We start from the raw sequence: 22,311 nt of genomic DNA, 5'->3' as shown, positions 1-22,311 counted from the left end.
TGATGGCGGCAGAGTATGATCTGGTGATCCGCGGCGGCACGATTGCCGACGGGACCGGCGGCGATCTGGTTGACGGCGATGTCGCGATTGCGGGCGGACGGATTGCCGCCATCGGTCAGGTTTCCGGCAGGGGCGCGGAGGAAATCGACGCGCGCGGGCGGATTGTCACCCCCGGCTTCATCGACGTGCATACGCATTACGATGGCCAGTGCATCTGGGCCGAGGAGCTCTCGCCCTCGTCCTCGCATGGGGTAACGACGGCCGTGATGGGCAATTGCGGGGTCGGCTTTGCCCCCTGCCGCAAGTCCGATCACGACATGCTGATCAACGTCATGGAGGGCGTAGAGGACATCCCCGGCGTGGTGATGACCGAGGGCCTGCCGTGGGACTGGGAAACCTTCCCCGAATATCTCGACACGGTCGCGGCCGGAAAGCGCGATATCGATGTCGCGACCTATCTCCCGCACTCGCCCTTGCGGGTCTATGCAATGGGCGAGCGGGGGGCAGCGCGCGAAGTCGCCACCGAGGACGATCTCGCGCTGATGCGCCGCCTCACCGCCGAGGCGATGCGCGCAGGGGCAATCGGCTTTGCGACCTCCCGTCTCTCGATCCACAAGACCGCCGACGGGCAGGCGATCCCGACCTTCGACACCGACATTGCCGAGCTTGAAGCCATCACCAGCGGCATGAAGGATGCCGGCGCGGGCACGTTCCAGGTGGTGCTCGATGCCTTTGTCGGGTGGGACAAGGAATATCAGGTGATCGAACGGGTGATCGCCGCGAGCGGTCGTCCTGCCACCTTCACCCTCGCTTCGGGCAATGACGCGCCCCCGCGCTGGCGGCGGGTGCTGGAGATGCTGGAGCGCACCAACGCCTCGGGCGGCGTCGCCAACGCACAGGTGATGCCGCGCCCGATCGGGCTGATCGCGGGGCTGGAGCTGACGGTGCATCCCTTCGTGCTGTGCCCGAGCTGGGCCAAGATTGCGCACCTTTCAATCCCCGAACAGGTCGCGGCGATGCGCGATCCTGCCCTGCGCGCCGCGCTGATCAGCGAGGATTTCACGCCGGGTCACCCCTTCAACGAGCTGGCGCGCAACTGGCGCTGGCTGTTCCCCTTGGACAATCCGCCCGATTACGCTCCGCCCGCACACATGAGCATGGCAGGCCAGGCCGACGCGCGCGGCTGCACGCCGCAGGAAGTCGCTTACGACCGGCTGCTGGAGACCGAGGGCCGCGGGTTGTTCCTCGCCGCGCTCGGCAATTACGAGAACGCCACGCTGGACTCGGCGCACGAGATGCTGCGTCACCCGCATTGCGTCCCCGGCCTCGGCGATGGCGGCGCGCATTACGGGGCGATCTGCGATGCGAGTTATTCGACCTATTTGCTGACCCAGTTCGTCGAGAAACAGGGGCCGCTTTCGCTGGGCCTGCCAGAGGCTGTGCACATGCTCGGGGCCAAGGCGGCGCGTGCGGTGGGCTTCACCGATCGCGGCACGCTGAAGGTGGGCGGACGGGCTGACTGCAACGTGATCGATCTCGACAATCTCACCCTGCACCTGCCCGAAGTGGTGCGCGATCTGCCCGCAGGTGGCCGCCGTCTGCACCAGCGCGCCACCGGCTATGAAGCAACCATCGTCGCGGGCGAGGTGATCCGCCGCTTCGACCAGTCGACCGGCGCGCGGCCGGGCAAGCTGGTGCGCGGCGCGGGGTATCGGGCCGCCGCCTAGAAGGTAGAGGTGCCGATCCCGCCATCGACGACCAGCGATTGCCCGGTGACGTAGCTGGCCTGCGCCGAGCAGAACATCGCCACCAGCGCGCCCAGATCCTCGGCATCGCCAAAGCGCCCGGCGGGCAGGCGCACGGCCTTGACGAAGGCGGCGACCTCCTCGTCATAGGAGCGCCCATTGGCCGCAGCGCGGGGGCCGAGCACTTCCTCGATCCCCGGCGTGTGGTGCATCCCCGGCAGCACCGAGTTGATGGTGACGTTGTGCTTGGCGAGCTCCTTCGAGATCGCGTGGCAATAGTTCGCAAGCGCCGCGCGCGGCGGGCCGGAGAGAACGCGCATCGCTGCTGGATACTTGGCCGCGCCGGTGCTGATATTGACGATCCGGCCCCAGCCGCGCGCGACCATCGGGCCGGTCACGGCCTTGATATAGTCGATCGGGCTCAGCAACGCGGTTGCCACCGATTTCTCGAATTCCTCGCGCGACACGGAGCGGAAGTCGCCCGTGAAGGGCGGCGGGGCGCAAGTGGCGACGAAGATATCGGGATCGGGGATCGCGGCGAGGATCGCCGTGCGTCCGGCGTCCGAGGCATGGTCCGCGACGAGGGCATGCACTTTTGCACCTGTCTCGGCAGCGATCGCCTTGCAGGTCGCTTCCAGCCGCTCGGCCCCGCGCGCGGAAATGAACACCTCGCACCCTTCGCGCGCCAGAGCCAACGCTGCCCCGCGCCCCATCCCGGCACTGCCGCCATTGACCAGCGCCCGCTTGCCCGCAATCCCGAGGTCCATCGTCCGCTCCTATCTTCCGCCTGTCACATAGAGGCACTGGCCAGTGACCCAGCTCGACGCGGGCGAGGCCATGAACACCACCGCCGCAGCGATGTCCTCTGGCTCACCATAGCGTCCCATCGGAATGCCGATCATCTCCAGCAGCTTGGCGCGCTTTTCCGGCGTGTCGGTGCCCATGCACTCGTCGAAGTTTTCGGTCGGCACCGGGCCGGGCGCGACGGCGTTGACACGGATCTTCGGTGCGAGTTCGACCGAAAGCGTGCTCGTCAGACTGTTCACCGCCGCCTTGGCCGCGCCGTAGGGGCCGTTCTTGACCTGCGGGCCGAAGGCCGCGCGCGAGGAGATGTTGATGATCGCGCCGCCATCCGCGCCCATGTGCCGCGCGGCTACGGTTGCGCCCTGCCACACCGCCTTCAGATTGAGCGCGATCTGCGCGTCGAAATTGTCCTCGGGCGTGCGCGTCAGATAGCGCGGCGTCGCATCGGGGATGCCGCCGGCATTGTTGACCCAGATGCTGAGCTTGTCGAGCTGGCGGCCGGTTTCTGCTGCCAGGTGATCCAGCGCCGCGCCATCGGTCGCATCGGTGGCGAGCGGCAGGGCGCGGCGCCCCAGCGCCTCGATCTCGCGCGCCACGGAATCGAGATCGGCCTGCGTGCGCGAGGCGAGCGCGACGTCGGCGCCTGCCTCGGCCAGCGCGATCGCAATCGCCCGCCCGATGCCCTTGCCCGCCCCAGTCACCACCGCGACCTCGCCGTCGAGCCGAAACCGATCCAGTATGCCCATCATTCACGCTCCGCCGACCTTGCCTGGCCTCACCCTAAGGCACGGCAGAAAAGCCAACACTGACGCTTCAAATAGGGCGGCGCACCAGCCTCACCGGTCAGCGAAGTCCCATCGCCGCGGCTTCCTGGCGCAACCTTGCGGCATCGGCGGGATTGGCGCGAACGGCCTGCTCGAGCGCAGCGCGCGCGCGGTCGGGTTCGCCCAGCGTCATCCGGCTCCTGATCAGCATGAGCCAGCCCGCAGGATCGGACGGATCTGCGCGCAATCGTTCCTCAAGCCGGGCCACCATGCTTTCGGCCATGGCCCGCTGCTCGCTTGGAGGAATGGAACCTGCAGCCGCAATGTCCTGGGCGCTCGGCCCGCGTGTCGGAGCGGGGGCCGGAGGCGCAGCTTTGGGTCGTGCAGCAAGCGCCTGGGCGATCCGGGGTTGAACCTCGATGCCCTTGAGCTTGCCGACCTGCTCGATCGTTCGGATCAGATCGCTCTCCCACGGCGCGCCCTCGGGACTATCGGCCAGCAGAGCCAGCCATCCGGAGATGGCCCCCGCATGGTCGCCCGACAAATCTTTCTGAACATTCAGGAAATAGCGCGCACGCGGGTCCTTGGGATCGATCTGACTGGCGCGATTGAATGCATCGAGCGCAGCGGGCGGCATCGGATCGCGCGCGCTCGCCATCACCCGGGCCTCGCCCAGCGCCGACCACAACACCGCTTCGCCGCCGTCGATCGTGACGGCGCGTTCATAGGCGCGCACGGCCTCGGCGTATTCGCCGCGTTCGAAATAGGCAAAGCCCAGTTCCTGCCACGGCCTGGCATCATCGGCAGAGGCTTCTGCAGCGCGCCGCAAGGCCTCGATCCCGTTCGCCATCGGGCCTATCGTCGCTTGCGGCTCGGCACTGTCCCCGTCGCTCAGCGCGTTACTCACCACAACAGCCGCAAGAAGCAATCCGGCCGCGCCGAGGGCATAGAACCCGGCCACCGAACGCCCTGGCTTGCTGTCGCCGCTGTCTGCCCTCGTCTCCATGGCGGCGGGTTAGCAGAGCCGTTTCGCAGCGGCAATTCGCACTGGTGCAACGGCCCATTTATCCTATGATGCGATGCGCGGTGGGGCGTGGAGACGAGGGGGTCAGGCTTGCCCGAGATATTCCGGGTTGCGATTGTCGGATCAGGCCCCGCAGGCCTGAGCGCCGCCGGGCGCGCGGCAGCGCTCGGGATGAGCCATGTGCTCGTCGAAAAGACCGATCACCTGTCCGATACGATCTACCGCTATCAGAAGGGCAAGCACGTGATGGCGACGCCATCCAATCTCGTGCTGCGCAGCGATCTCGATTTCGATGCGGGCAAGCGCGAGGCGATCCTCGGCCTGTGGAGCGAGCAGGTCCGCACCAAGCAGATCAACGTGCGCTTTAATGCGGAGATCACCGCGATCGAAGGCGAGGCCGGGCATTTCCGGTTGGCGCTGAAGAACGGCGATGTGATCGAGGCCGAGGCCGTGGTGCTGGCGATCGGCACGCAGGGCAACCCCAACCGCCTGCGCGTGCCGGGCGCAGACTTGCCGCAGGTCCAGTACCAGCTCGATGATCCCGGCGAATATGTCGATGAGCACATCACAGTGGTCGGATCGGGCGATGCGGGGATCGAGAATGCGCTGGGCCTCGCAGCCGATCCGGCGCAGCGCAATGTCGTAACGATCCTCAACCGCGGCACCGACTTCGCCCGCGCCAAGGATGCGAACGTCAAACTGCTCGAAGCTGCCGAACAGGAAGGCCGGGTGATCGTCCGGCGCGAATGCAGCCCTGCCGAAGTGCGTCCCGGCGAGCTGGTGCTCGATACGCGCGACGGGCAGGAAACAATCCGCTGCGACCGGATCATTGCCCGCACCGGCTCCCAGCCGCCGCGCGGCTTTGTGGAGGGCTGCGGCATCGCCTTCACCAGTGCCGACGCCGGCGCCTTCCCGCGCCTGTCACCCAGCTTCGAGACGACCAAGCCGGGGATCCATGTAATCGGCGCGCTGGCCGGCTATCCGCTAATCAAGCACTGCATGAACCAGGGCTATGACGTGATCGAGTTCCTCAACGGGAACCGCGATCTCAAGCCCGCGGACGAGCCGATTCTCGCGGCCAAGTTCGCCGCCCTGCCCGGACGGCGCAGCGTGGATGAATGGCTGGAACTGTTCGGCACCAATGTCGAGGTTCTGCGCGAGCTTTCGCCGCTGCAATTGCGCGAACTGATGCTCGACAGCGAGGTCCAGGCTTATGCACCGGGCGAGGTGATTTTCGCGCGCAACGATCCCGGGTCCTCGATGTTCGGGATTGCCACGGGTTCGGTTGCGGTCGAGGTCGATCCGGCGAACCCGTCGGCGACAGTGCCGCTGGGGCAAGGCACCATCTTTGGCGAGGTCGGGCTCATCTCGGGCCGCCGCCGCGGTGCCACCATCCGCGCGGCTGAGCCGGTGGTGGCGATCGAATTTTCGCGCATGGTCGCGCTGCGTCTGCTTGCCGTCTCGCCGGGGGCTAACCGAGCTGTCACGCGCATCTCGATCGAGCGGCAATTGCTCCAGATGTTCGGATCGGGCCTTGCCGCTTCGGATGTCCGCACGCTGGTCGATGGTGCCGAGGTCGTCGATATCAAGGCAGGCCAAACCGTCATCGCCGAAGGCGCCGACGACCGCGATGTCTACATCCTGCGGCGCGGGTCGATGATTGTCGAGAAGACCATCGGCGAGCGACCCGTGTTTCTCTCCTATCTGCCGGCGGGCAGCTATTTCGGCGAAATGGCCGTGATCGATGGCGAGCCGCGCGCGGCCACGGTCAGAGCGGCGATCCGCTCGCAGGTCATCCGCTTGCCGGGCGAAGGCTTCATGGAGCTGCTCGCGCGTCATCCGCGGCTGCGCGAACGGGCTTTGACCGACATGGCGAAGCGGCGCGAAATCAACGCCTTCGTCGAAAGCCGCAAGGGCAGCTTCGGCAGCGCGGTCGATATGTATTCCGAAACCGCACAGTTTCTGGTCGACAACGGCATCGGCGAGGCCACCGACGTGCTTCTGATCGACGAGAAGCTGTGCATCGGCTGCGACAATTGCGAAAAGGCTTGTGCCGATAGCCATGACGGGCTGTCGCGGCTCGACCGCGAGGCAGGGCGCACCTATGCCCACCTCCACGTGCCGACGTCATGCCGCCACTGCGAACACCCGCATTGCATGGCCGATTGCCCGCCCAATGCAATCAAGCGCGGCCCCGATGGCGAGGTGTTTATCGATGACACCTGCATCGGCTGCGGCAATTGTCAGCGTAACTGCCCTTACGGCGTGATCCGCATGGATGCCCGCCCACCCGCCAAGCCCTCGCTGCTGCAATGGCTGCTGTTTGGCCGCGGCCCCGGCCCCGGCGAGGCGCCCTATGCCTGGCGCAAGAAGGAAGCCGCCAAGGAAGGTGCCGAGCGCCCCAAGGTCGCGATCAAGTGCGACATGTGCGCGGGGATCGATGGTGGCCCCGCCTGCGTGCGCGCCTGCCCCACCGGTGCGGCGATCCGGGTCGCGCCCGAAAAGTTCCTGTCGGCCACGCGCATTGCAGGGGACGCGTAATGGCGAGCCGTCCCGACACTGACGCCGCTTTCCACGACCGCCGCCGGGAGTCCGAGCACGAGAGCTTTCTCGTCCACAGCCGGATGCGCTGGGCCAAGATCGCCGGCGGGCTCAGCCTCGTGCTGCTCATCGGCTATCTGCTGATCGACCAGCACCCGCGCCCCAATGGCGGCAGCTGGTACGGCTATACGCTCGGCACGATCGGGCTGGGTCTGATCGTCTGGCTCTCGTTGCTGGGTGTCCGCAAGCGGCGGATGAGCGAGGGCGACTGGAGCCTCAAGGCGTGGACCAGCGCGCATGTCTATCTGGGGCTTTCGCTGGCAGTCATCGGCACGCTCCACACCGGGTTCCAGCTCGGCTGGAACGTGCACACGCTGGCCTGGGCGCTGATGATGCTGGTGATTGTCTCGGGGATATACGGCATCGCGGTCTATGCCACGCTGCCCGCGCGACTCAGCGCCAACCGCAAGGAGATGACCCGCACGCAGATGATCGAGGCGCTGGCCGCGATTGATCGCCAGCTGGAACAGGCCGCCCAGCCGCTCGGACGCCAGCAGGCCGATCTGGTGCTGGCTGCGCTGGCACAGGACACCTTTTCCGGCGGAGTCTGGGCGCGGCTAACCGGGCGTTATCCGCGCTGCGCGACGGCGCGTGCACTGGCTGGCTTGCCGGACGATTTCCGAACGATGGCCGACAACAAGGGGGCAGAAGAACGGGTCAGGGTGCTGCTCGGCAAGCGCAGCGCGCAGCTCGCGCAGATCCGGCGGCAGTTGCGCTTGAAAGCGCTGCTCGATGTCTGGCTGTTCGTGCACATCCCGGTCACCATCGCGCTGCTCGCAGCGCTGGCCGCGCATGTCATCAGTGTCTTCTATTACTGGGGATAGGGGATGGCGTTTCTCATCCGCACTGTCGACCTGACCGCCGGTGGCCGGGAGATCGTGCGCGAGCGCGAGGTGGCGCAGGCCAGCCTGACCGTGGGCCGCGCGACCGACAACGATATCCACCTGCTCGACCTTGCCATCGAGCAGCACCATCTGCGGATCGATCCGGCTCCGGGTGGCAGGCTCGCCATCCGTGCCTTGGGCACGCTCGGCTTCACGATCGACGGGCGCAGCACCACCGAGGCCGTGTGCGACCCGCGCGAAGGAGCGGAAATCGCGCTCGGCGGCACGCTGCTCTCGCTCGCACAGACGGGCGATGCCGCGATCGAGGTCATGATTCGTCCGCTGATCCGGAGCGAAGGCCTCGCCGATGCCAAACGCAGCTTCGCGCTTGAGGCGGCAATGCCTAGCAAGCGCCTCCTGTCGTGGGGCCTGCTCGGCGCGATCCTGCTTGCCTTCCTTGCGGTTCCGGTGATCTCGCATCTGACGCGCGAGAAGATCGCGCCGGCGACCGGCCGGCCTGATGCGGTCGCCTTCGACGCCAGCTGGAGCCCTGGCAAATTGAGCAAGGCGCACCATGCGCTCGAGAACAATTGCGAATCCTGCCACGTCGATGCCTTCGTTTCGGTGCGCGATGAAACCTGCCTTTCGTGCCACAAGGCGATTGGCGATCATGCCGCCGCGCCGCGCCTTGCCCAAGGCCGTGCGCCGTTCGGCATGGGCGACGGGTTGCAGTGGGCGGTGGCGGAATCCTTCGGCAAGGAGGGCCCGGACGCCTGCACCACCTGCCATACCGAGCACGAAGGTCCGAGCCGGATGGAGCCCGCGAGCCAGCAATTCTGCGCCGATTGCCACGGCACGCTCGACCAGCGCCTGACCGATACCAAGCTCACGAACGCGGCCGATTTCGGCAAGGCCCACCCCGAGTTCCAGCCGGCGATCTTTACCCGGCCCGGACAGGCAAAGCCGGTGCGGATGTCATTGGGCGACAAGCCGCGCGAGGCGAGCGGACTGAAGTTCCCGCATGATCTGCACCTTGCACCGCGCGGCGGGGTGGCGCGCATGGCGATCAGGCTCGGCGCGGACAAGGGCTATGGCGCAGCGCTGGTCTGCAAGGATTGCCACGAAGCCACGCGCGACAAGGTCGGGTTCGAGCCGATCAAGATGGAGGAGAGCTGCGGTAGCTGCCACAGCCTCGTCTACGACAAGGTCGGCAGCACCTTCCGCACGCTACGGCATGGCGATGTCGCGCTGATGAAGGCCGATCTGATGGCGATGGACCGCACGCCGCGCCGCCCGGTTGTGAGCGGGCGTTCAAGGCCCGGCAAATATGCCCGCGAAGGGCTTTATTATGCCGATTTCGGCACTCCCCGGCCCTCGTTGGTCGGCGTCGACCGGGCGCTTGCCCCCGGCGGCGTGTGCGGGGAGTGCCACCTGCCGGCAGTGCGCGGCGGGAAGGCGGATGTGATGCCGGTCAACCTGCCCGATCGCTATTTCCTCAACGGCGGTTTCGATCACGGCGCGCACCGGCAGGAGAAATGCACCAGCTGCCACAAGGCCACCACGTCCAAAGCCTCAACCGATCTCCTGCTGCCCAATCTTGCAAGCTGCCGCGAATGCCATCAGGGCGAGGATGCGGTGCGGGCAGAAGTGCCTTCAAGCTGCGCGATGTGCCATTCCTACCATGCGCCCAGCGGCCCCTTGCCCAAGGATCACCCGGGTCAGCTCCGCGAGAAGGTCGCCCTCATCGGACGGCGCGAACCCTAGTTCACGAGCGGACCGCGCCCGCTGACCCAGACGTCCATGTCGGGCTTATCCGAAACCTTCCACGGCACGCCCGAGCGGGTAAGGAACAAGCGCTCCATCTCGCTGCGAGTGAAGGGCCGCGAGCCGAGCCGGCCGAACACCGCCATCTGCCCTCCCGTCTCGTCCACCGCGCGGTCACGGTCGAGCCCCTTGCTGAGCGCAATCGCGGGCGAGGGCGTTTTCGCCCATGCGATCAGTTGGGGCTTGGGCGCGGGGCTGAAGCCGTAGAAATTGCGCTGGCTATCAGGGCTGGTCAGTTGCAGCACCTTGAGCCCGTTCTTGCCGTCGGCGACATAGGCGAACAGCGAAGCATTGGTCGAGGCGACGATCACATCCTCGGCATCATCCATCTGGCCGCCCAGCGTTTCGCGCGCATAAATGCGGGGGCGCATCGGGTTCTTGACGTCGAGGATCACCAGCCCTTCGGCCTTGGCGGCGACATAGGCATAGGTGCGCGCGATATACATGCGCCGCGCATCGGCGAGCGGCACGGTCGCCTCTGGGATCGCCACAGGATTGCGCAGGGTGGTGACATCGAACAGCTTCACACCCTCGGCATCGGTCACCCAAAGGTATCGGAACTGGATCGCGCTCGCCCGCGCATCGGCCAACGGACGCACCGCCGCCAGCCGGGGATTGAGCGGATCGGCCAGATCCACCACCACCAGCCCCCGCCGCGCTGTGATGAAGGCCACTTCGCCCGCCAGCTGGATATGCCGCGCACCATCGAGCACCCCGTCGGGGTTCCACGCCGTCGTGCCGTCACTGAAACGGGTCCGGTTGAGCCGGTTGCCGCGGAATTCGCCATCGGCCAGCGTGTTGATGTTGACCAGCACCAGCCCTTCTTCGGCATCGGTGACGACGGCGTAGGAATAGATCGGCAGGAACGCCTGCTCCTGGTTCATCGCGCGCATTTCGGCGGTGTTGCGCAGCGGATTGATCGGCTGGTTGGTAGCGAGCGCCATGCAGGTGGCATTGCGGGTCTTGACCCGCGTGTCATGGCCCATCGGCGAGAATGGCCCGGTCACGATCCGCTCCGACACGCCCTTGTTGGCGATCGAAGCGACATCATAGACGCGGAAGCCGCCCTTGCCTTCGGCCACGAACATGTATTCGCCGCGCAGTTGCAGGCATCCGACGCGGTCGCGCGTGCCTTCGTGGGTGTTGACGAACTGCTCGAACGCCTCGGTCTCGCCGCTCAGCTCGCCGTCGAAGGTCTTGCCGCGCGTCCAGTTCTTGAGCTCACGGTCATTATCCTCGACATGGAGCTTCCAGTAATCGGGATAGGCATAGCGGTGGAGGTAGGAGCCGATCACCGCCTGCGGTTCGTCCCATTCGGTCACGCGGACGGCGGAGAAGCCGCCTTCGAGACCAGTCCAGGCGTTGATCCCGACAAAATTGACGTAATTGGTGCCGAGCAGCATCAGCTGCGCCATGATCGCGTTGTTATCGTCCTGATCCGACAGGTGGCAATCCGAACAGGTCTTGGTCTCGGTTTTGCGGACGGTATGCGGGAAGTGCGGCGCGAAGGCCTGGCTGGAAAAGCCGATCGCGGAGACCGGTGGCTGCTGCACGTAGATCCGTTCGCGGTTGATGTTGGTTGAACTCAACACCAGCGCGCTTGATGATCGCACCGGCGCGACCTGCGAACCCTTGGTGGTCTGGTGCTTGCCCAGCTGGAACATCTCGTCCCGCGCGACCTGCGGGTTGTAGGTCGCGAAGTTGCGCGTGGTCTCGCCCTCATAGCGGTGGACCTCGCTCTTCCAATTGGCCTCGATCGGCAGGTGACACCCGCCACACGAGGTGGTCCATGACAGGTGACAGGTAAAGCAGGCCATCTCCGGCTCGCGGTGCGCGCGGTCGGTTGCGGCGATGCCCAGCCCGAATTCGAACTTGCCCGTTTCCGCGCCGGTCCGGCTCATCAGCTTGGCGCGCGCGGCCTTGGCGTTGAAATGCGATCCCGCCGGATCGACCGCATCCTTGACGAGGCTCATCTCCCATTCGAGCTTGGGATCGACGATCGAGCGCTGGATCAACCGCCGCTGGCCGTCTTCGCCTTCGACCCATTCGAACCGGCGCTGGCCATCGGGGTTGCGCAGTAGCGAGAGGTCGTTGCCCTTGGGCGGGGCGGCCGGACCGCTGGTGCGCAGGGTGGGATAGGCATCCGGCGTGCCATGGCAGTCCTTGCAGCCGATCTCGATCGCGTTGGCGACTTCGCCATAGATCAGCCCGTTGCCGTGGCTGTCCTGCGCGAAATGGCAATCGGCGCATTGCATGCCCTTTTCGGCATGGATGTCCATCAGATGCACCGCCTTGCCCGGATTGGTGCCGGGCGGCACGAACTTGCCTTCGTCCTTGCGCCGCCATTTCTCGGGATCGTCGGGATCGACAATCTGGCCTTCGGCATCGAGCAGATTGCCCTCACGGTCGCGTTTGAAGATCGCCCGGAAGTTCCAGCCATGCCCATGGTAATCGGCGAACTGGGTGTCCTTCAGCTTGGGGTTGAGATCGTAGACATTGCGCAGGAAGTCGAGATCGCCCCAGTTGCCGCGCGGCGCGGCGCCTTCGGGGTTGCGGTCGAGCACCTTCCGCACGTCCTCGGCGGTGGGGTATTTCTGCTTCTCCGGCCACATGAAGGGCGCATCAGACTCATAGTCCCACATGGTGTAGCCGAGGTAGGAGTTCAGGAAGATATTGGGCTGGTGCATGTGGCAGTTCATGCATTGCGCTGTGGGGATCGAGCGCGTGAAGACGTGCCGGAGCGGATGGCCCTTTTCCTTCACTGGTTCGGCATCTTCGTGGTGATCGCCGGGCTGCTTGAGCGCGCCATGCCCGCCCTCGCGCTTGGCTGCGATGGTCGGATCGACAGTGGCTGTCTGCCCGTCGCGGCCGAATTGGGCATAGATGAGCGAGTGGCGCGGCTCGCGGTCGTTGGCATAGATCACATGGCAGCTGGCGCAGCCCGAATGGCGATAGTCGCCCGGCTGGTCATTGGTGCCCATGAACCAAGTGAAGGGATCGTTGAGCCGGGTCTTGTGGATGTTGAGCGCGGGGATCGCGACCCGGAGACCGGTGGCCGGCCCGCGGTTCGATTGCTTGAGATCGGGCCGCCCCGGCTCTTCGAGGCGCTGGATCGATCCGCTCGGATTGGGCAGGCCGATTTCGGGGAACTGGGTGCTGATATTGCGCCCACCGCGTTCGAACACGCGGAACACGTCGCCCGGCGGAATCACGTGCCATGTCGGCAGCGGGTAAAGTTCGGCCAGCGCCCCGCGCGCCTTCTGCCGCTCGGTCAGCGTACCCGGCGGATCACCCGGGGTCACGATCTTCGCCGGTTCACCCTCGCGCGTGTAGGCCTCGCCAAGGAGGTAGTTCTTGAACGGCAGAATCCCGTTGTTGTAGCTCGCTCCGCCCCACAGCATCGCGCCGGTCGCCATGATCGAGCGTTCGCCTGCCTCGATTGTCGCCATGTGGCAGGCGCCGCAGGCCTCGCGCGCGACGCGGTAATCGCTGGGATTGACGAAGCGGACGAACTCGGGCGCCTCGCGGTTTAGCAGCGCGTAGCTGCGCTGGGGATTGGCGGAGGAGGGCCAGTGCCAGCTCTTGGGATATTTGGGCAGCACGTGCGCGCGGTCGCGGGCGGCGAGATAGTCGGGGTGATCGTGCGGCAGCTCGGGATTGCCTGCGACTGAAGCATTGCCGCCGTGGCAATCGGTGCAGCCCAATTGCACCGCCGGGCTCATGTGCATGCTGGGCGCATCGCTCTGGACGTGGCAAGAGGTGCAACCGGCGGATTTGGTCAACACATCGCCATAAGTCTGCCGCGCCGGTGCGGGCGGGGCGGTGACGAGCGAATAGTCGCGACTGACCGCCTGCTCGCCCTCTGCCGCGCGGATCGGGCCGAGCATCATGGCTGCGGCCAGCAGCACGCTTGCGGTAGCAAGGACAAGGCGGCGCAAATGCAGCATCAGTAGGTCAGGATCGCATTGGCCAGCACCGAGTAATACGCACTTCCCCCTCCCCGGCTGTCGAACAGGTCACGAAAGCCCCCGCCCGAAAGCAGTGTCGCGGCCGACAGTCGGAACACGATATTCTGTGTCGCCTTCGGGCGCCAGATCGCCGCTGTCGAAAGATCCCAGCCGATGTCGCGCGGGATCGAGCCTTCGTTACGGAGTTTCTCGAGTGTGGCCGTGTTTTCGAACCACAGGTGGTTGGCATTGGCGGAGAGGCGGAATTCGGGGGTCAGGTCGAAGTCGGCCCCGGCGCCAAGTAGCATCAGGCCGGGGTTGTTGAAGTTAGACTGCCCCTGTTCCTTCGACGAACGCAGCGAATTGAGCATCCCGTTGCGGCCATTGACCGAGACCGCCCGCCCGCCGCCCGCGAAGGGGATGGTCTGGCGGATCCAGTAGCTGGTGTCGGCGCCGGCAAAGACCGGGTTTTCGAACACGGCGTCGAACCCGGTCTCGCGCCCGTCGTAGGGATCGTCATCGCCGCTCGCCCACGCGGCTGACAGGCGAAAGCGCATCCAGTCGCGATCGTAGCTCAGTTCGGCCGCGCCGAAGAACGCCCGGATATCGGCCGGTTCGCCGGTGAAGATGCTGTTCCGATCCTCTCCCAGCGCGGCATAGGCGCTCGCAGTGAGATTGATCCGGCCGATCCGGCCGTCGGCGTTGTAACCCAGATAGACCACATCGTAATCGCGCCCGCGCAAATCGCCCAGCAGCGCCGGGCGCACCGGGAAGCCGTTGTCGTCGATTTCGATCTCGTTGCCTTCGCGGTTGCGGTTGTAGGCGACCGTGATCTGGCTGGTCAGCGCCGGGATCAGGAAATCCTGGCGATAGACATTGGCGACCAGCAACCAATCGTCACGCGGGCGCTGGACGACCGAGTTGAGCCCGCTGTTGGTGTCCTTCTCCAGCCGCCAGAACGCCGCCAGATTGTACTGGAAGCGGTTGTTGTCGCGCGTGCCGAAGAACCGCACACCCAGCTGCTGGTCGTTGAACAGGAAGCCGCGGAAATCCGATTGGAACGGCTGAATCCCGATCCGCACGGAATCGAAGTCATAACGGGTCGAGACATTGCGGATATGGTAATCGAAGAAGGCTTCCTGCACGCCGACGAAATGGTCAAAGCGCTGGCTCGGCTTTGACGGCTCGACGAACAGCACGCGGCGCTCGGGCACATCGACATAGTTGAGATTGACCGCCAGCGTGACGCGATATTCGACATCGGGCGGTTTGAACGCGGTGCTGCCCTTGGTCAGCGCTGCGCCGATGATGAAGGTCTGCGACAGGACCGTCGAGACATCATTGCCGAACACGTCGTTGCGGTCGGGATCCTCTGTGGTCTGGACACCCACGGGGATCGGGAAGCTGCGCGGCTCGATCACGGTGTCGCTCACCGCATTGGCTATGAAGAACCAGTCATGCCCCTTGATCGGCAGCCACGGCACCTTGGCCGGGTCAATGGGGCGGTCACCCTTGTAGGTGTTCTGGTTATAGGGATCCCACCACTTCTCCTTCACCAAGCCAAGGCTCTCGATCAGCCGCCAGCGATCGGGGATCGGCACCTGATCGACCGGGAAGGCGCTGGGGGGCGGTGCGCGGACTGCGCCCGGATTGTTTTGCGTCACCGGATCGGGCAGCGGATCGGTGTAATCGGGCCGCCGCCGCCCTTCGATCACCTGCGGATCGACCGGAGGGGCGTCTGTTTCCCACGGCGGTTCGGGCGCAGCTGCCTCGCTCGCCGGGGCGGGAGGCGGCTCGGCCTGGACCAGCATGAGCAGCGGCAAAAGGATCGCCGACATCGCTACAGCCCCTCGCAGACATTGTTCTGGGTGCTGTCGAGGAAGGGCGCAAAGGGGCAACCGACATAGCGCAGTCGCACTTGGCGCGAGCCCACGCTGACCACGATCCGGTCGGAGCGGATGCCGGGCGCGGCATTGGCGATTCCGCCGACCCGCTGCCCGGCATTGTTGAGGCCGAGGAAGCTGATCATGTCATCCTGATCGATCCCGTCGCCCGAAACGCCGATAGCCCCCACCAGCGTGCCGCCGCGATAGACCGGCACCGATCCGGGGAAGATCTGGATGCCGTTGGCGATCCGGCTGCGGCCGGGCGTGGCATCGGGCAGGCTGGTGCAGGATCGCGGCGTATCGCTGGCCGCTGCGCCGGTCACGAAACCGAGGTGCTGCGCGAGGTTACCCACCACCAGCGCCGACTGTAGCCCGGTCGAGAAGGGATTGAACTGCGCGATCGGGCGCGACAGCGGGCCGTTGGGCTGGCCCACCTCGCCATCAGGGAAATAAGGCCTCGAAAGGTTGCCGACCGCACGATCGGAAAAGGCGAAGGCTCCGGTCAGTGCATTGGGATCACCAAGGAAAGTGCGCAGGCGGCTGACGAATTGCGGCACCTCGCCGCCTGCCGCCTGCAATTGCGCGGCGGCAAAGGGCGCGGACAGCAGATTGGCGGTGCGCGCCTTTTGCAGGCTGACATCGATCCCGAACACCGGCGCATCGGGCGAGCGGACGATCCCCAACACCTCTCCGCGGGTGTCGACCAACGAGATGGTGACCTGTGCCCGGCTATCGAGCGGCTGGCGAATCTGGGCGCGCGCGCGGCCCATGATCGCGAACGCCTCTTCGAGGATCGCGCGCGCTTCGGCGGCGCTGATCGGGCTGGCAATTTCGGCCCCGTCGGTCCCGGCGCGCACCGGATAGCGGCTCACGCCCGCACCATTCGTCAGGACAAAGGCATCGCGGTTGGCGAATTCGGCGGCGGTTGCGGCGCGCACGCCCGAGGCTTCGGTGCCATAGGCCGTCCCGCTGCGCAGCGAGAGGCCGTCATAATAGCCCGTGACCGCCACCAGCGTGCCCGCCGTGCCGGCAAAGCTTGCTCCGGTGACGTTGGCGAGCGCGCCATAGCCCGCATCCGAATAGCGCAGAGAGGTGCCGTCGACGAAGATGCGGTTGGCGCGAATGGCCTCGGGCGCTTCGAAGCCGATCGTGCCAGCGAGTGCGATCGCTTCGTCGGCGTCGAGATCGATATCGAGCACATTGAGGTCGAGCCCGTAGACGCCGTCCGCAATCACGCCGACGCCGCCCACCACCACGCCGTTCTTGTAGAGCGGAAACCCGCCCGGATCGGCCGCCAGCCCGAACGGCGAACGCTTCGGTCCGATCAGCCCGTCGGTCGCCCGCGCGGCAAGGTCGGAACAGGGCAGTTGGCTGAACTGCACCCCGAACAGCGGACCGCTTTCCAGTCCCGCAGTGCTGGGCGCGGGCGGGAAGTGCTGTTGCACGATCATGCTCGCGGTGCGCGAGGAAAAGGCGTTGCCGCTGCTCGAGAGATAGGCGCCGGTGATCGCCTTGGCGATCGCGGCGGCGACAGCTGGCACGACCAGTCCTTGCGCATCGATGTTGTTGCCGTCGGGCGCATCGGGGATGCGCGCCGTGGCACCAGCCCCGGGCATGGCGAAGACGGCGAGCACATTGCCCACCCGGTCAACCACCGCGATCGTGCCGGGGCGGCCCTGCGCGCTGGCCTGCGCCGCCGCGCGGGCCACAATCGTACCGACCTCGGCGGCTGTCAGCGCCTCGGGTGACGGGACAGCATAGAGCGCGCCGCTCGGCGGCGGAGTGGGGGTGGGCGTCGGGGTCGGCCCGCTACTCGAAGACCCGCCGCCACCGCACGATGCCAGCACGAGCGCCGCGCCGGAGATCACGGCAATGCGGCGCGAGCGGCGCATCATTGCAGCGTCCCGATCGCCTGTGCTGCGGCACCAAGCGCGCTGCGGAACTGGGCCGGGCGGTAGGAATTGGGATCGTCAACCGCCGCATAGGCGCGGTTGATGTCGGCGCGGATACCGGCAGCGGCTCCCACCGTGATCCGTCCTTCGCGCACCAGCGCGTTGAGCAGGGTGTCGATCGCCATCACCGCCTGCACCGATCCGGCATAATCGGTAAATCGCGCCGATGTTGCCCGGTCGGCAATCAGCCGGACCACCGAAAAGGCATTGCCGCCGCCCGATGCAGCGAGGCTGTCCGACAGCGCCGCTGCCCGTCGTCCGAGCGCCGTGGCAGCTTCGCGCGCGCCCGCGCCGTCACGGCCCATTGCGGCATGGAAATCGCGGCTGGCGGCGAGGAAGCCCTCGGCCTGACCCGGTGCCAGCGCCCTCGCCACGGCCGAGAGCATGATGATGTTCTCGTCGTTGAAGGGCGGGCTGCCGAATGGGATCGGGCGGCCCGGATTGGTCTCGAAGGTCAGCTTGCGGCGCGGCCCGTCGGTGATGTTACGATGGCAGGAGTGGCAATCGTAGAAGGTGAATTCGGGGAACATCCCGCGCATGGCAAAGCGCGGCTGGGCGAACAGGCTGGTCGAGCGGCGCACCGCCTCGGCTTGACCAACAGCCCACATCCGCACGCTGTCCACGCCGCCCTTGCGCGCGGCATAATCGGCATCGTCATCATGGTGCTGTTGCAAGGCGCTGAACAGATCGAGCTCGAACGAGATGCGCGGGTGCCCCGCCGCCATCATCGAATGGGTGACGAACTGGCCGGGTTTGTCCGATCCGTAATGGCAATCGAGGCATACACGTGCGCGCGCCTGCGGATTTTCGAGCGGCACCAGTCCGGCCGACACGTTCGAGGCATGGGTAGCGGGAAGCGCGTAATGCAGCGGCAGCCAGCCACCCGATGCGCCGTGGCAGCTTTCGCACCCGACCCCGTCGGACAGCAGGAAACGCTCACCGCGCCGCTCGGCGGGGGCATAGGTCGCATGGCAGCCGAGGCAGGCCGGAGCAGCCGTCGCCGATCCGAGCCCGAGGCTCGCTGCGATCTGGCGGCCACGCTCGCTCGCTAGCACGGCATAGGCGCGGCTATGCGCGCCGCTGGCGGAGGAAGGCGATTGCCAGGTGGCGATTTCATCCTGCCGCACGACCGCACCATTGCCCTCGGCCCGGCCATGGCAGGTCGATCCGGCACAGGTCGCCACACCTTCGTACCGGGCATTACCGCTGGCCTGCGAAGCGGGCAGCAGCGCGAGCATGAGGATCGCGGCGAGCATCCGCCCCGGCCCCTTGCGGTGCGGTCTGGGCTCTTCGGCCATTCCCCTCGCTCCCTCCATCGCGCCGCTATTTCTCGTTGGCGGCGAACACGCCGTCCCAATCGTCCGGTGGCGGCGCGCTCTGCAATTGTGCCACGCGTTCGCGGTACATCGCATACAGCATTCCCAAGCCCAGAGCTTCCGCCTGCGCCCCCCATTCGTCAAGCAAGCGGTTGGTGCTATCCCAATCCCTTGCGCGATAGGCGGCCAGCATCGCCGCATGACCCTCGGCAAAAGACTGGAACGCGCCGTCCTGCGCCAGCGCTTCGTCTCCCAGCAGAGCGTAGACCGCTTCGGGCGTATCGCGGCCTACCACCCGCACCAGATCAAGCTCGACCGCAGCAAAGCCGGGCAGCCGGCGCTGGAGCGCACTGCCCATCGCGATCCCGACGCCATAATATTTCGTCAGACCCTCGATCCGCGAGGCGAGGTTCACCGCATCACCGATGATCGAATAGGATAGGCGCTGGGCTGAACCCATGTTGCCGACGCAGCACGGACCGGAATTGAGCCCGATCCCGATCGCCACATCGCCGGGCCAGGTCTGGTCCTTGCGCCCGGGCATCTCCGCATTGAGCTGCTTCAGCCGCTCATGCATCGCCAGCGCCGCGCGGGCCGCGTTGACGTGCTGGTCAGGGTCGTCGAGCGGAGCGTTCCAGAAGGCGAGGATGGCGTCGCCGATGAACTTGTCGATCGTCGCCTTGCGGTCGAGCAGGATGTCGCACATCGGGGTCAGGAACCCGATCAGGAAGGCAATAATCGCCTTCGGTTCGAGCTTTTCCGAGATGCGCGAGAAGCTGCGGATGTCGCAGAACAGCACCGTCATGTCGCGTTCCTCGCCGCCCAGATCGAGCTGGTGCGGATCGGCCACAATGCGCTTGACCAGTTCGGGCGAGAGATAGCGATCGAAGGCCTGATGGATGTAGCTGCGCGCCTGCTCCTCGCGGTAATAATCGAGCACGGTCACAGTGATGTAGACCGCAAGGATCGCCAGCACCGGAAAGGTCGGGTCAAGCAGGAAGCGCTTCTCGCTGAAGGCCCACCAACTTCCGGCGCTGACCAACAGGATCATTGCCAACCCCAACACCGCGCCGCCACTCGCCCCGAGCCGTGGCAGGAGCAGCAGCAGCGCAAGGCCGGTCAGCAGCACCAGTGTGCGTTCCAGCCCTTCCGCCCAGTCGGGCCGCGTCAGGAATTTGCCGAGGATGGCTTGCTCGATCGCCTGCGCGTGAACCATCACACCCAGCTCGCGTTCGCGTAGCGGCGTCGCCACCAGATCGCGCAAACCGATGGCTCCTGTGCCAACCAGCACGATCTGTCCTTCGAACAGGCTTGCCAGCTCGGCGTCCGAAGTGGCGGGGTCGAGCACCTTCCAGGCCGGAATGATCCGTTCCGGCACCGGATCGGTGTAATGCATCCAAAGTTCGCCCGCCCGCGTCGTAGGGATCTCAAATTCTCCGACCTTCAGCGACACGACGCCGGGGTCTGCGCCGGCGGCGATGTTGCCGCTGCCGTCGCTCATTTTGACCAGCACCGAACCTGCGCCCTGAGCCACGCGCAAGGCCTCGATCGAAAGCGCGGGAAGGATCTGGTCGCCCTGCCGCGCCAGCAACGGCGCGCGGCGCACGATCCCGTCGTCATCGCCGCTCAAGGTGAGGAAGCCTCTACCCTGCGCCGCCGCGTCGAGCGGTGCGAGGGGCAGCACCGCATTGGAATATTGAGGTATGGCTTCGGTATGCGCCGATCCGGAAATCGCGATGCCCGCAATCGGCACAGCAGTGGTGTGCAGCGGATCGTAGGTCAGGAAAAAGCCGTTCACCACGGGCATCTGCGACAACGCCTCAGCGAAACGTTGATCATTATCGGGCAAACCGCGCAGCATTTCGACCGCCGCAGGGTCCGCGCCTTGTTTGGCAAGATCATTCGCGATCAAGGCTGGCGAGGTGCGGTCGGCTTCGGAAAAGACGATATCGAGCGCAATCGTCGCCGCGCCCGCATCGGTCAGACGCTGGAGCAGCCGGCCGACCACGGGGCGGGACCACGGCCACTGTCCTTCGCGCCTCAAGGATTCCTCGTCGATATCAACCACCCGCACCGGCGCGGGTTCATATGCGCGGGGCTGGGCACGGGCATAGGCATCGAAAACGAGGTTGCCGAGCGCCGAAAGCGACTGGGTATAATTAAGCTGGATCAGAAAGATCAGCGCCAGCGCAAGCACACCGGCAAAGCCGGTGCTCTTGAAAAAGGCTCTGATCCCGAACACGCCCGCCCCTACTCCCCATCCGCCCGACTGTAGCTTAGCAAAGCGATTGCCCAAGGGTAAACCCGAAGCATCTTGTCGCGCACTGGCTGTGAAGAGATTGCTGTGCTAGTGTCCGCTCCGGACATAGGGGGAGTGTCGATGCAGCGACTTTGCAAGCGTGTGGCGCTGGCGATTTCCGTAACCGGGCTGGCATTCCATGCCCCGGCAGCGCTTGCGCAGGATGCCGGTGCCGACGACGCGCTCGACGCGCTGAGCGCCGCTGCCGAGCGGCCAGAGACCGCACTTGCAACGGCGTCCGCGCAGGAAGCCGAGGGCGATCTCCTCGGAGCAGCCTCGACACTGGAGCGCGCGCTGCTCGATCAGCCCGAGGCTGATAATGTGCGCCTCGCCTATGTCAGGCTGCTTTGCCGCCTCGATGACCGCGAACTGGCGCGTATCGAACTCGGGGCGCTGCGCTCTCGCCCGACCTCCGGTGACGCATGGGAGCAAATGGTCACTGCCTGCGGCGACGATTTCAAAACTGCAACGCGCCGCACCGGCCGGATCGGCGGCAAGATCAGCGTCGGCCTCTCCTACGACGAGGACGCGTTTGGCGAAATCAACACCTCGCCATTCTTTGCTCCGGCTTCGAGAGACGGATTGGCCTTCGTCGCCCAGAGCCAGATTGCGGCCCAGATCCCGCTTGGCGACGCGTTCGTCTACGGGGACCTGTTCGCCCAGACACTGAACCCCCTTTCGGGGCCGGGAACCGATTATCAATTCGGCGACGCTGCGCTGGGCATCGGGGCCGAAACCGGTCGAAGCCTGCTGACTGCCGGCGTGCTGGTCCGTCACGGCCGGATCGCCGACGCCGAATATCTGACAGCGCTCGGTGCCGAAGCGAGCGCGAGCTTGCGCATAGGGAACAGCGGCCGGCTGTCCCTGCGCCTTGAGGCGGTCGATGAAGAATTCGTCGTCTCGAATTACGATGGGTGGCACTATACCGGCGAGCTCATCTACGAGCACCACCCCACCTTGCTGAGCTCCTATTTCGTGGCCATCGCCGCCGAGACCAAGGAAGCGCCATTCGAATTCTTCGGCTATGATGCCTTCCGGCTTGCCGCAGGTGCGGAATTCCCGCTCGAAACGAACGGCGTCTATGGCAAGGTTTCCGCGACATTGCGCCACGTCGACTTCCACAACGCCGAATTTTTCGAGGATAGGCGCCAGCTCCGGTTCTTTGCGCGCGGCGCGATCGGGGTGCCGCTGATCGGGCGCAGCCTGTTTGTCGAAACGGCACTGCGATACCGCTCGCGCGACGAAAATTCCGAATTCATCGATGCTTATGGAAGCTTTGGCGGCGACCTGATGCTGGTTTGGCGGTTTTGAAAAGGATGGCTGGC

The 22,311-nt window shown here is 65.9% G+C and carries 13 protein-coding genes; 5 read left to right on the top strand and 8 right to left on the bottom strand.

Features of this window, described 5'->3' with window-relative positions:
- The first annotated feature begins 2 nt into the window (after positions 1-2).
- On the top strand, positions 3-1,727 hold the full coding sequence (locus BG023_RS04285) for an N-acyl-D-amino-acid deacylase family protein (RefSeq protein WP_069309363.1): 1,725 nt from the start codon (positions 3-5) through the stop codon (positions 1,725-1,727).
- Here the strand turns inward: BG023_RS04285 and BG023_RS04280 are convergent.
- The 3 genes from BG023_RS04280 to BG023_RS04270 all read right to left on the bottom strand — a co-directional run bounded on the left by BG023_RS04280 (position 1,724) and on the right by BG023_RS04270 (position 4,319).
- Positions 1,724-2,512, bottom strand: a complete 789-nt coding sequence (locus BG023_RS04280; RefSeq protein ID WP_069309362.1) for an SDR family oxidoreductase — start codon at positions 2,510-2,512, stop codon at positions 1,724-1,726. The genes BG023_RS04285 and BG023_RS04280 overlap by 4 nt on opposite strands.
- 9 nt (positions 2,513-2,521) lie before the next feature.
- Positions 2,522-3,298 carry an SDR family NAD(P)-dependent oxidoreductase gene (locus BG023_RS04275; RefSeq protein WP_083234522.1) on the bottom strand — a complete coding sequence of 259 codons (777 nt, stop codon included), beginning with the start codon at positions 3,296-3,298 and terminating at the stop codon, positions 2,522-2,524.
- A 94-nt stretch (positions 3,299-3,392) separates the two neighbouring features.
- A complete protein-coding gene (locus BG023_RS04270) occupies positions 3,393-4,319 on the bottom strand; it encodes a tetratricopeptide repeat protein (protein ID WP_083234521.1) in 927 nt (308 codons plus the stop codon).
- 108 nt (positions 4,320-4,427) lie between these two features.
- Between BG023_RS04270 and BG023_RS04265 the strand changes: the two genes are divergently transcribed.
- The 3 genes from BG023_RS04265 to BG023_RS04255 are packed head-to-tail and all read left to right on the top strand — an operon-like array spanning position 4,428 to position 9,526.
- The gene (locus BG023_RS04265; protein WP_069309361.1) at positions 4,428-6,878 is read left to right on the top strand and encodes a cyclic nucleotide-binding domain-containing protein; all 2,451 of its coding nucleotides are present in this window, start codon (positions 4,428-4,430) and stop codon (positions 6,876-6,878) included.
- Positions 6,878-7,762: a hypothetical protein gene (locus tag BG023_RS04260; protein ID WP_069309360.1), complete on the top strand. Its 885-nt coding sequence runs from the start codon at positions 6,878-6,880 to the stop codon at positions 7,760-7,762. Before BG023_RS04265 ends, BG023_RS04260 begins: the two co-directional genes overlap by 1 nt.
- 3 nt (positions 7,763-7,765) lie before the next feature.
- On the top strand, positions 7,766-9,526 hold the full coding sequence (locus BG023_RS04255; RefSeq protein ID WP_069309359.1) for a cytochrome c3 family protein: 1,761 nt from the start codon (positions 7,766-7,768) through the stop codon (positions 9,524-9,526).
- Here the strand turns inward: BG023_RS04255 and BG023_RS04250 are convergent.
- Genes BG023_RS04250 through BG023_RS04230 form a run of 5 tightly spaced genes read right to left on the bottom strand, consistent with a single transcriptional unit; the run spans position 9,523 to position 20,929 of the window.
- Positions 9,523-13,533, bottom strand: coding sequence for a hypothetical protein (locus tag BG023_RS04250; RefSeq protein WP_069309358.1), 4,011 nt, complete (start codon positions 13,531-13,533; stop codon positions 9,523-9,525). The genes BG023_RS04255 and BG023_RS04250 overlap by 4 nt on opposite strands.
- Positions 13,533-15,371, bottom strand: a complete 1,839-nt coding sequence (locus BG023_RS04245) for a hypothetical protein (protein WP_150122784.1) — start codon at positions 15,369-15,371, stop codon at positions 13,533-13,535. Before BG023_RS04245 ends, BG023_RS04250 begins: the two co-directional genes overlap by 1 nt.
- Positions 15,372-15,373: 2 nt before the next feature.
- Positions 15,374-17,314, bottom strand: coding sequence for a heme-binding protein (locus BG023_RS04240; protein ID WP_069309357.1), 1,941 nt, complete (start codon positions 17,312-17,314; stop codon positions 15,374-15,376).
- A complete protein-coding gene (locus BG023_RS04235) occupies positions 17,311-18,669 on the bottom strand; it encodes a multiheme c-type cytochrome (protein ID WP_069309356.1) in 1,359 nt (452 codons plus the stop codon). Before BG023_RS04235 ends, BG023_RS04240 begins: the two co-directional genes overlap by 4 nt.
- A 25-nt stretch (positions 18,670-18,694) precedes the next feature.
- Entirely contained in the window at positions 18,695-20,929 is a 2,235-nt protein-coding gene (locus BG023_RS04230) for a CHASE2 domain-containing protein (RefSeq protein WP_069309355.1), read from the bottom strand.
- Between the two features lie 138 nt (positions 20,930-21,067).
- Between BG023_RS04230 and BG023_RS04225 the strand changes: the two genes are divergently transcribed.
- Positions 21,068-22,297, top strand: coding sequence for a hypothetical protein (locus tag BG023_RS04225; protein WP_150122783.1), 1,230 nt, complete (start codon positions 21,068-21,070; stop codon positions 22,295-22,297).
- The last annotated feature ends 14 nt before the right edge of the window (positions 22,298-22,311 follow it).

This window comes from Porphyrobacter sp. LM 6, assembly GCF_001720465.1.
GTDB lineage: Bacteria > Pseudomonadota > Alphaproteobacteria > Sphingomonadales > Sphingomonadaceae > Erythrobacter.
Note: the sequence above shows the minus strand (reverse complement) of the source record. Positions and strands in the feature narration are given on the sequence as shown.

Bases quoted from the DNA above. Each gene is read 5' to 3' on its own strand.
- BG023_RS04250 (WP_069309358.1), bottom strand. From the start codon at position 13,533: ATGCTGCATTTGCGCCGCCTTGTCCTTGCTACCGCAAGCGTGCTGCTG.
- BG023_RS04270 (WP_083234521.1), bottom strand. From the start codon at position 4,319: ATGGAGACGAGGGCAGACAGCGGCGACAGCAAGCCAGGGCGTTCGGTG.
- BG023_RS04240 (WP_069309357.1), bottom strand. From the start codon at position 17,314: ATGATGCGCCGCTCGCGCCGCATTGCCGTGATCTCCGGCGCGGCGCTC.
- BG023_RS04280 (WP_069309362.1), bottom strand. From the start codon at position 2,512: ATGGACCTCGGGATTGCGGGCAAGCGGGCGCTGGTCAATGGCGGCAGT.
- BG023_RS04260 (WP_069309360.1), top strand. From the start codon at position 6,878: ATGGCGAGCCGTCCCGACACTGACGCCGCTTTCCACGACCGCCGCCGG.
- BG023_RS04225 (WP_150122783.1), top strand. From the start codon at position 21,068: ATGCAGCGACTTTGCAAGCGTGTGGCGCTGGCGATTTCCGTAACCGGG.
- BG023_RS04285 (WP_069309363.1), top strand. From the start codon at position 3: ATGGCGGCAGAGTATGATCTGGTGATCCGCGGCGGCACGATTGCCGAC.
- BG023_RS04275 (WP_083234522.1), bottom strand. From the start codon at position 3,298: ATGATGGGCATACTGGATCGGTTTCGGCTCGACGGCGAGGTCGCGGTG.
- BG023_RS04235 (WP_069309356.1), bottom strand. From the start codon at position 18,669: ATGGCCGAAGAGCCCAGACCGCACCGCAAGGGGCCGGGGCGGATGCTC.
- BG023_RS04245 (WP_150122784.1), bottom strand. From the start codon at position 15,371: ATGTCGGCGATCCTTTTGCCGCTGCTCATGCTGGTCCAGGCCGAGCCG.
- BG023_RS04255 (WP_069309359.1), top strand. From the start codon at position 7,766: ATGGCGTTTCTCATCCGCACTGTCGACCTGACCGCCGGTGGCCGGGAG.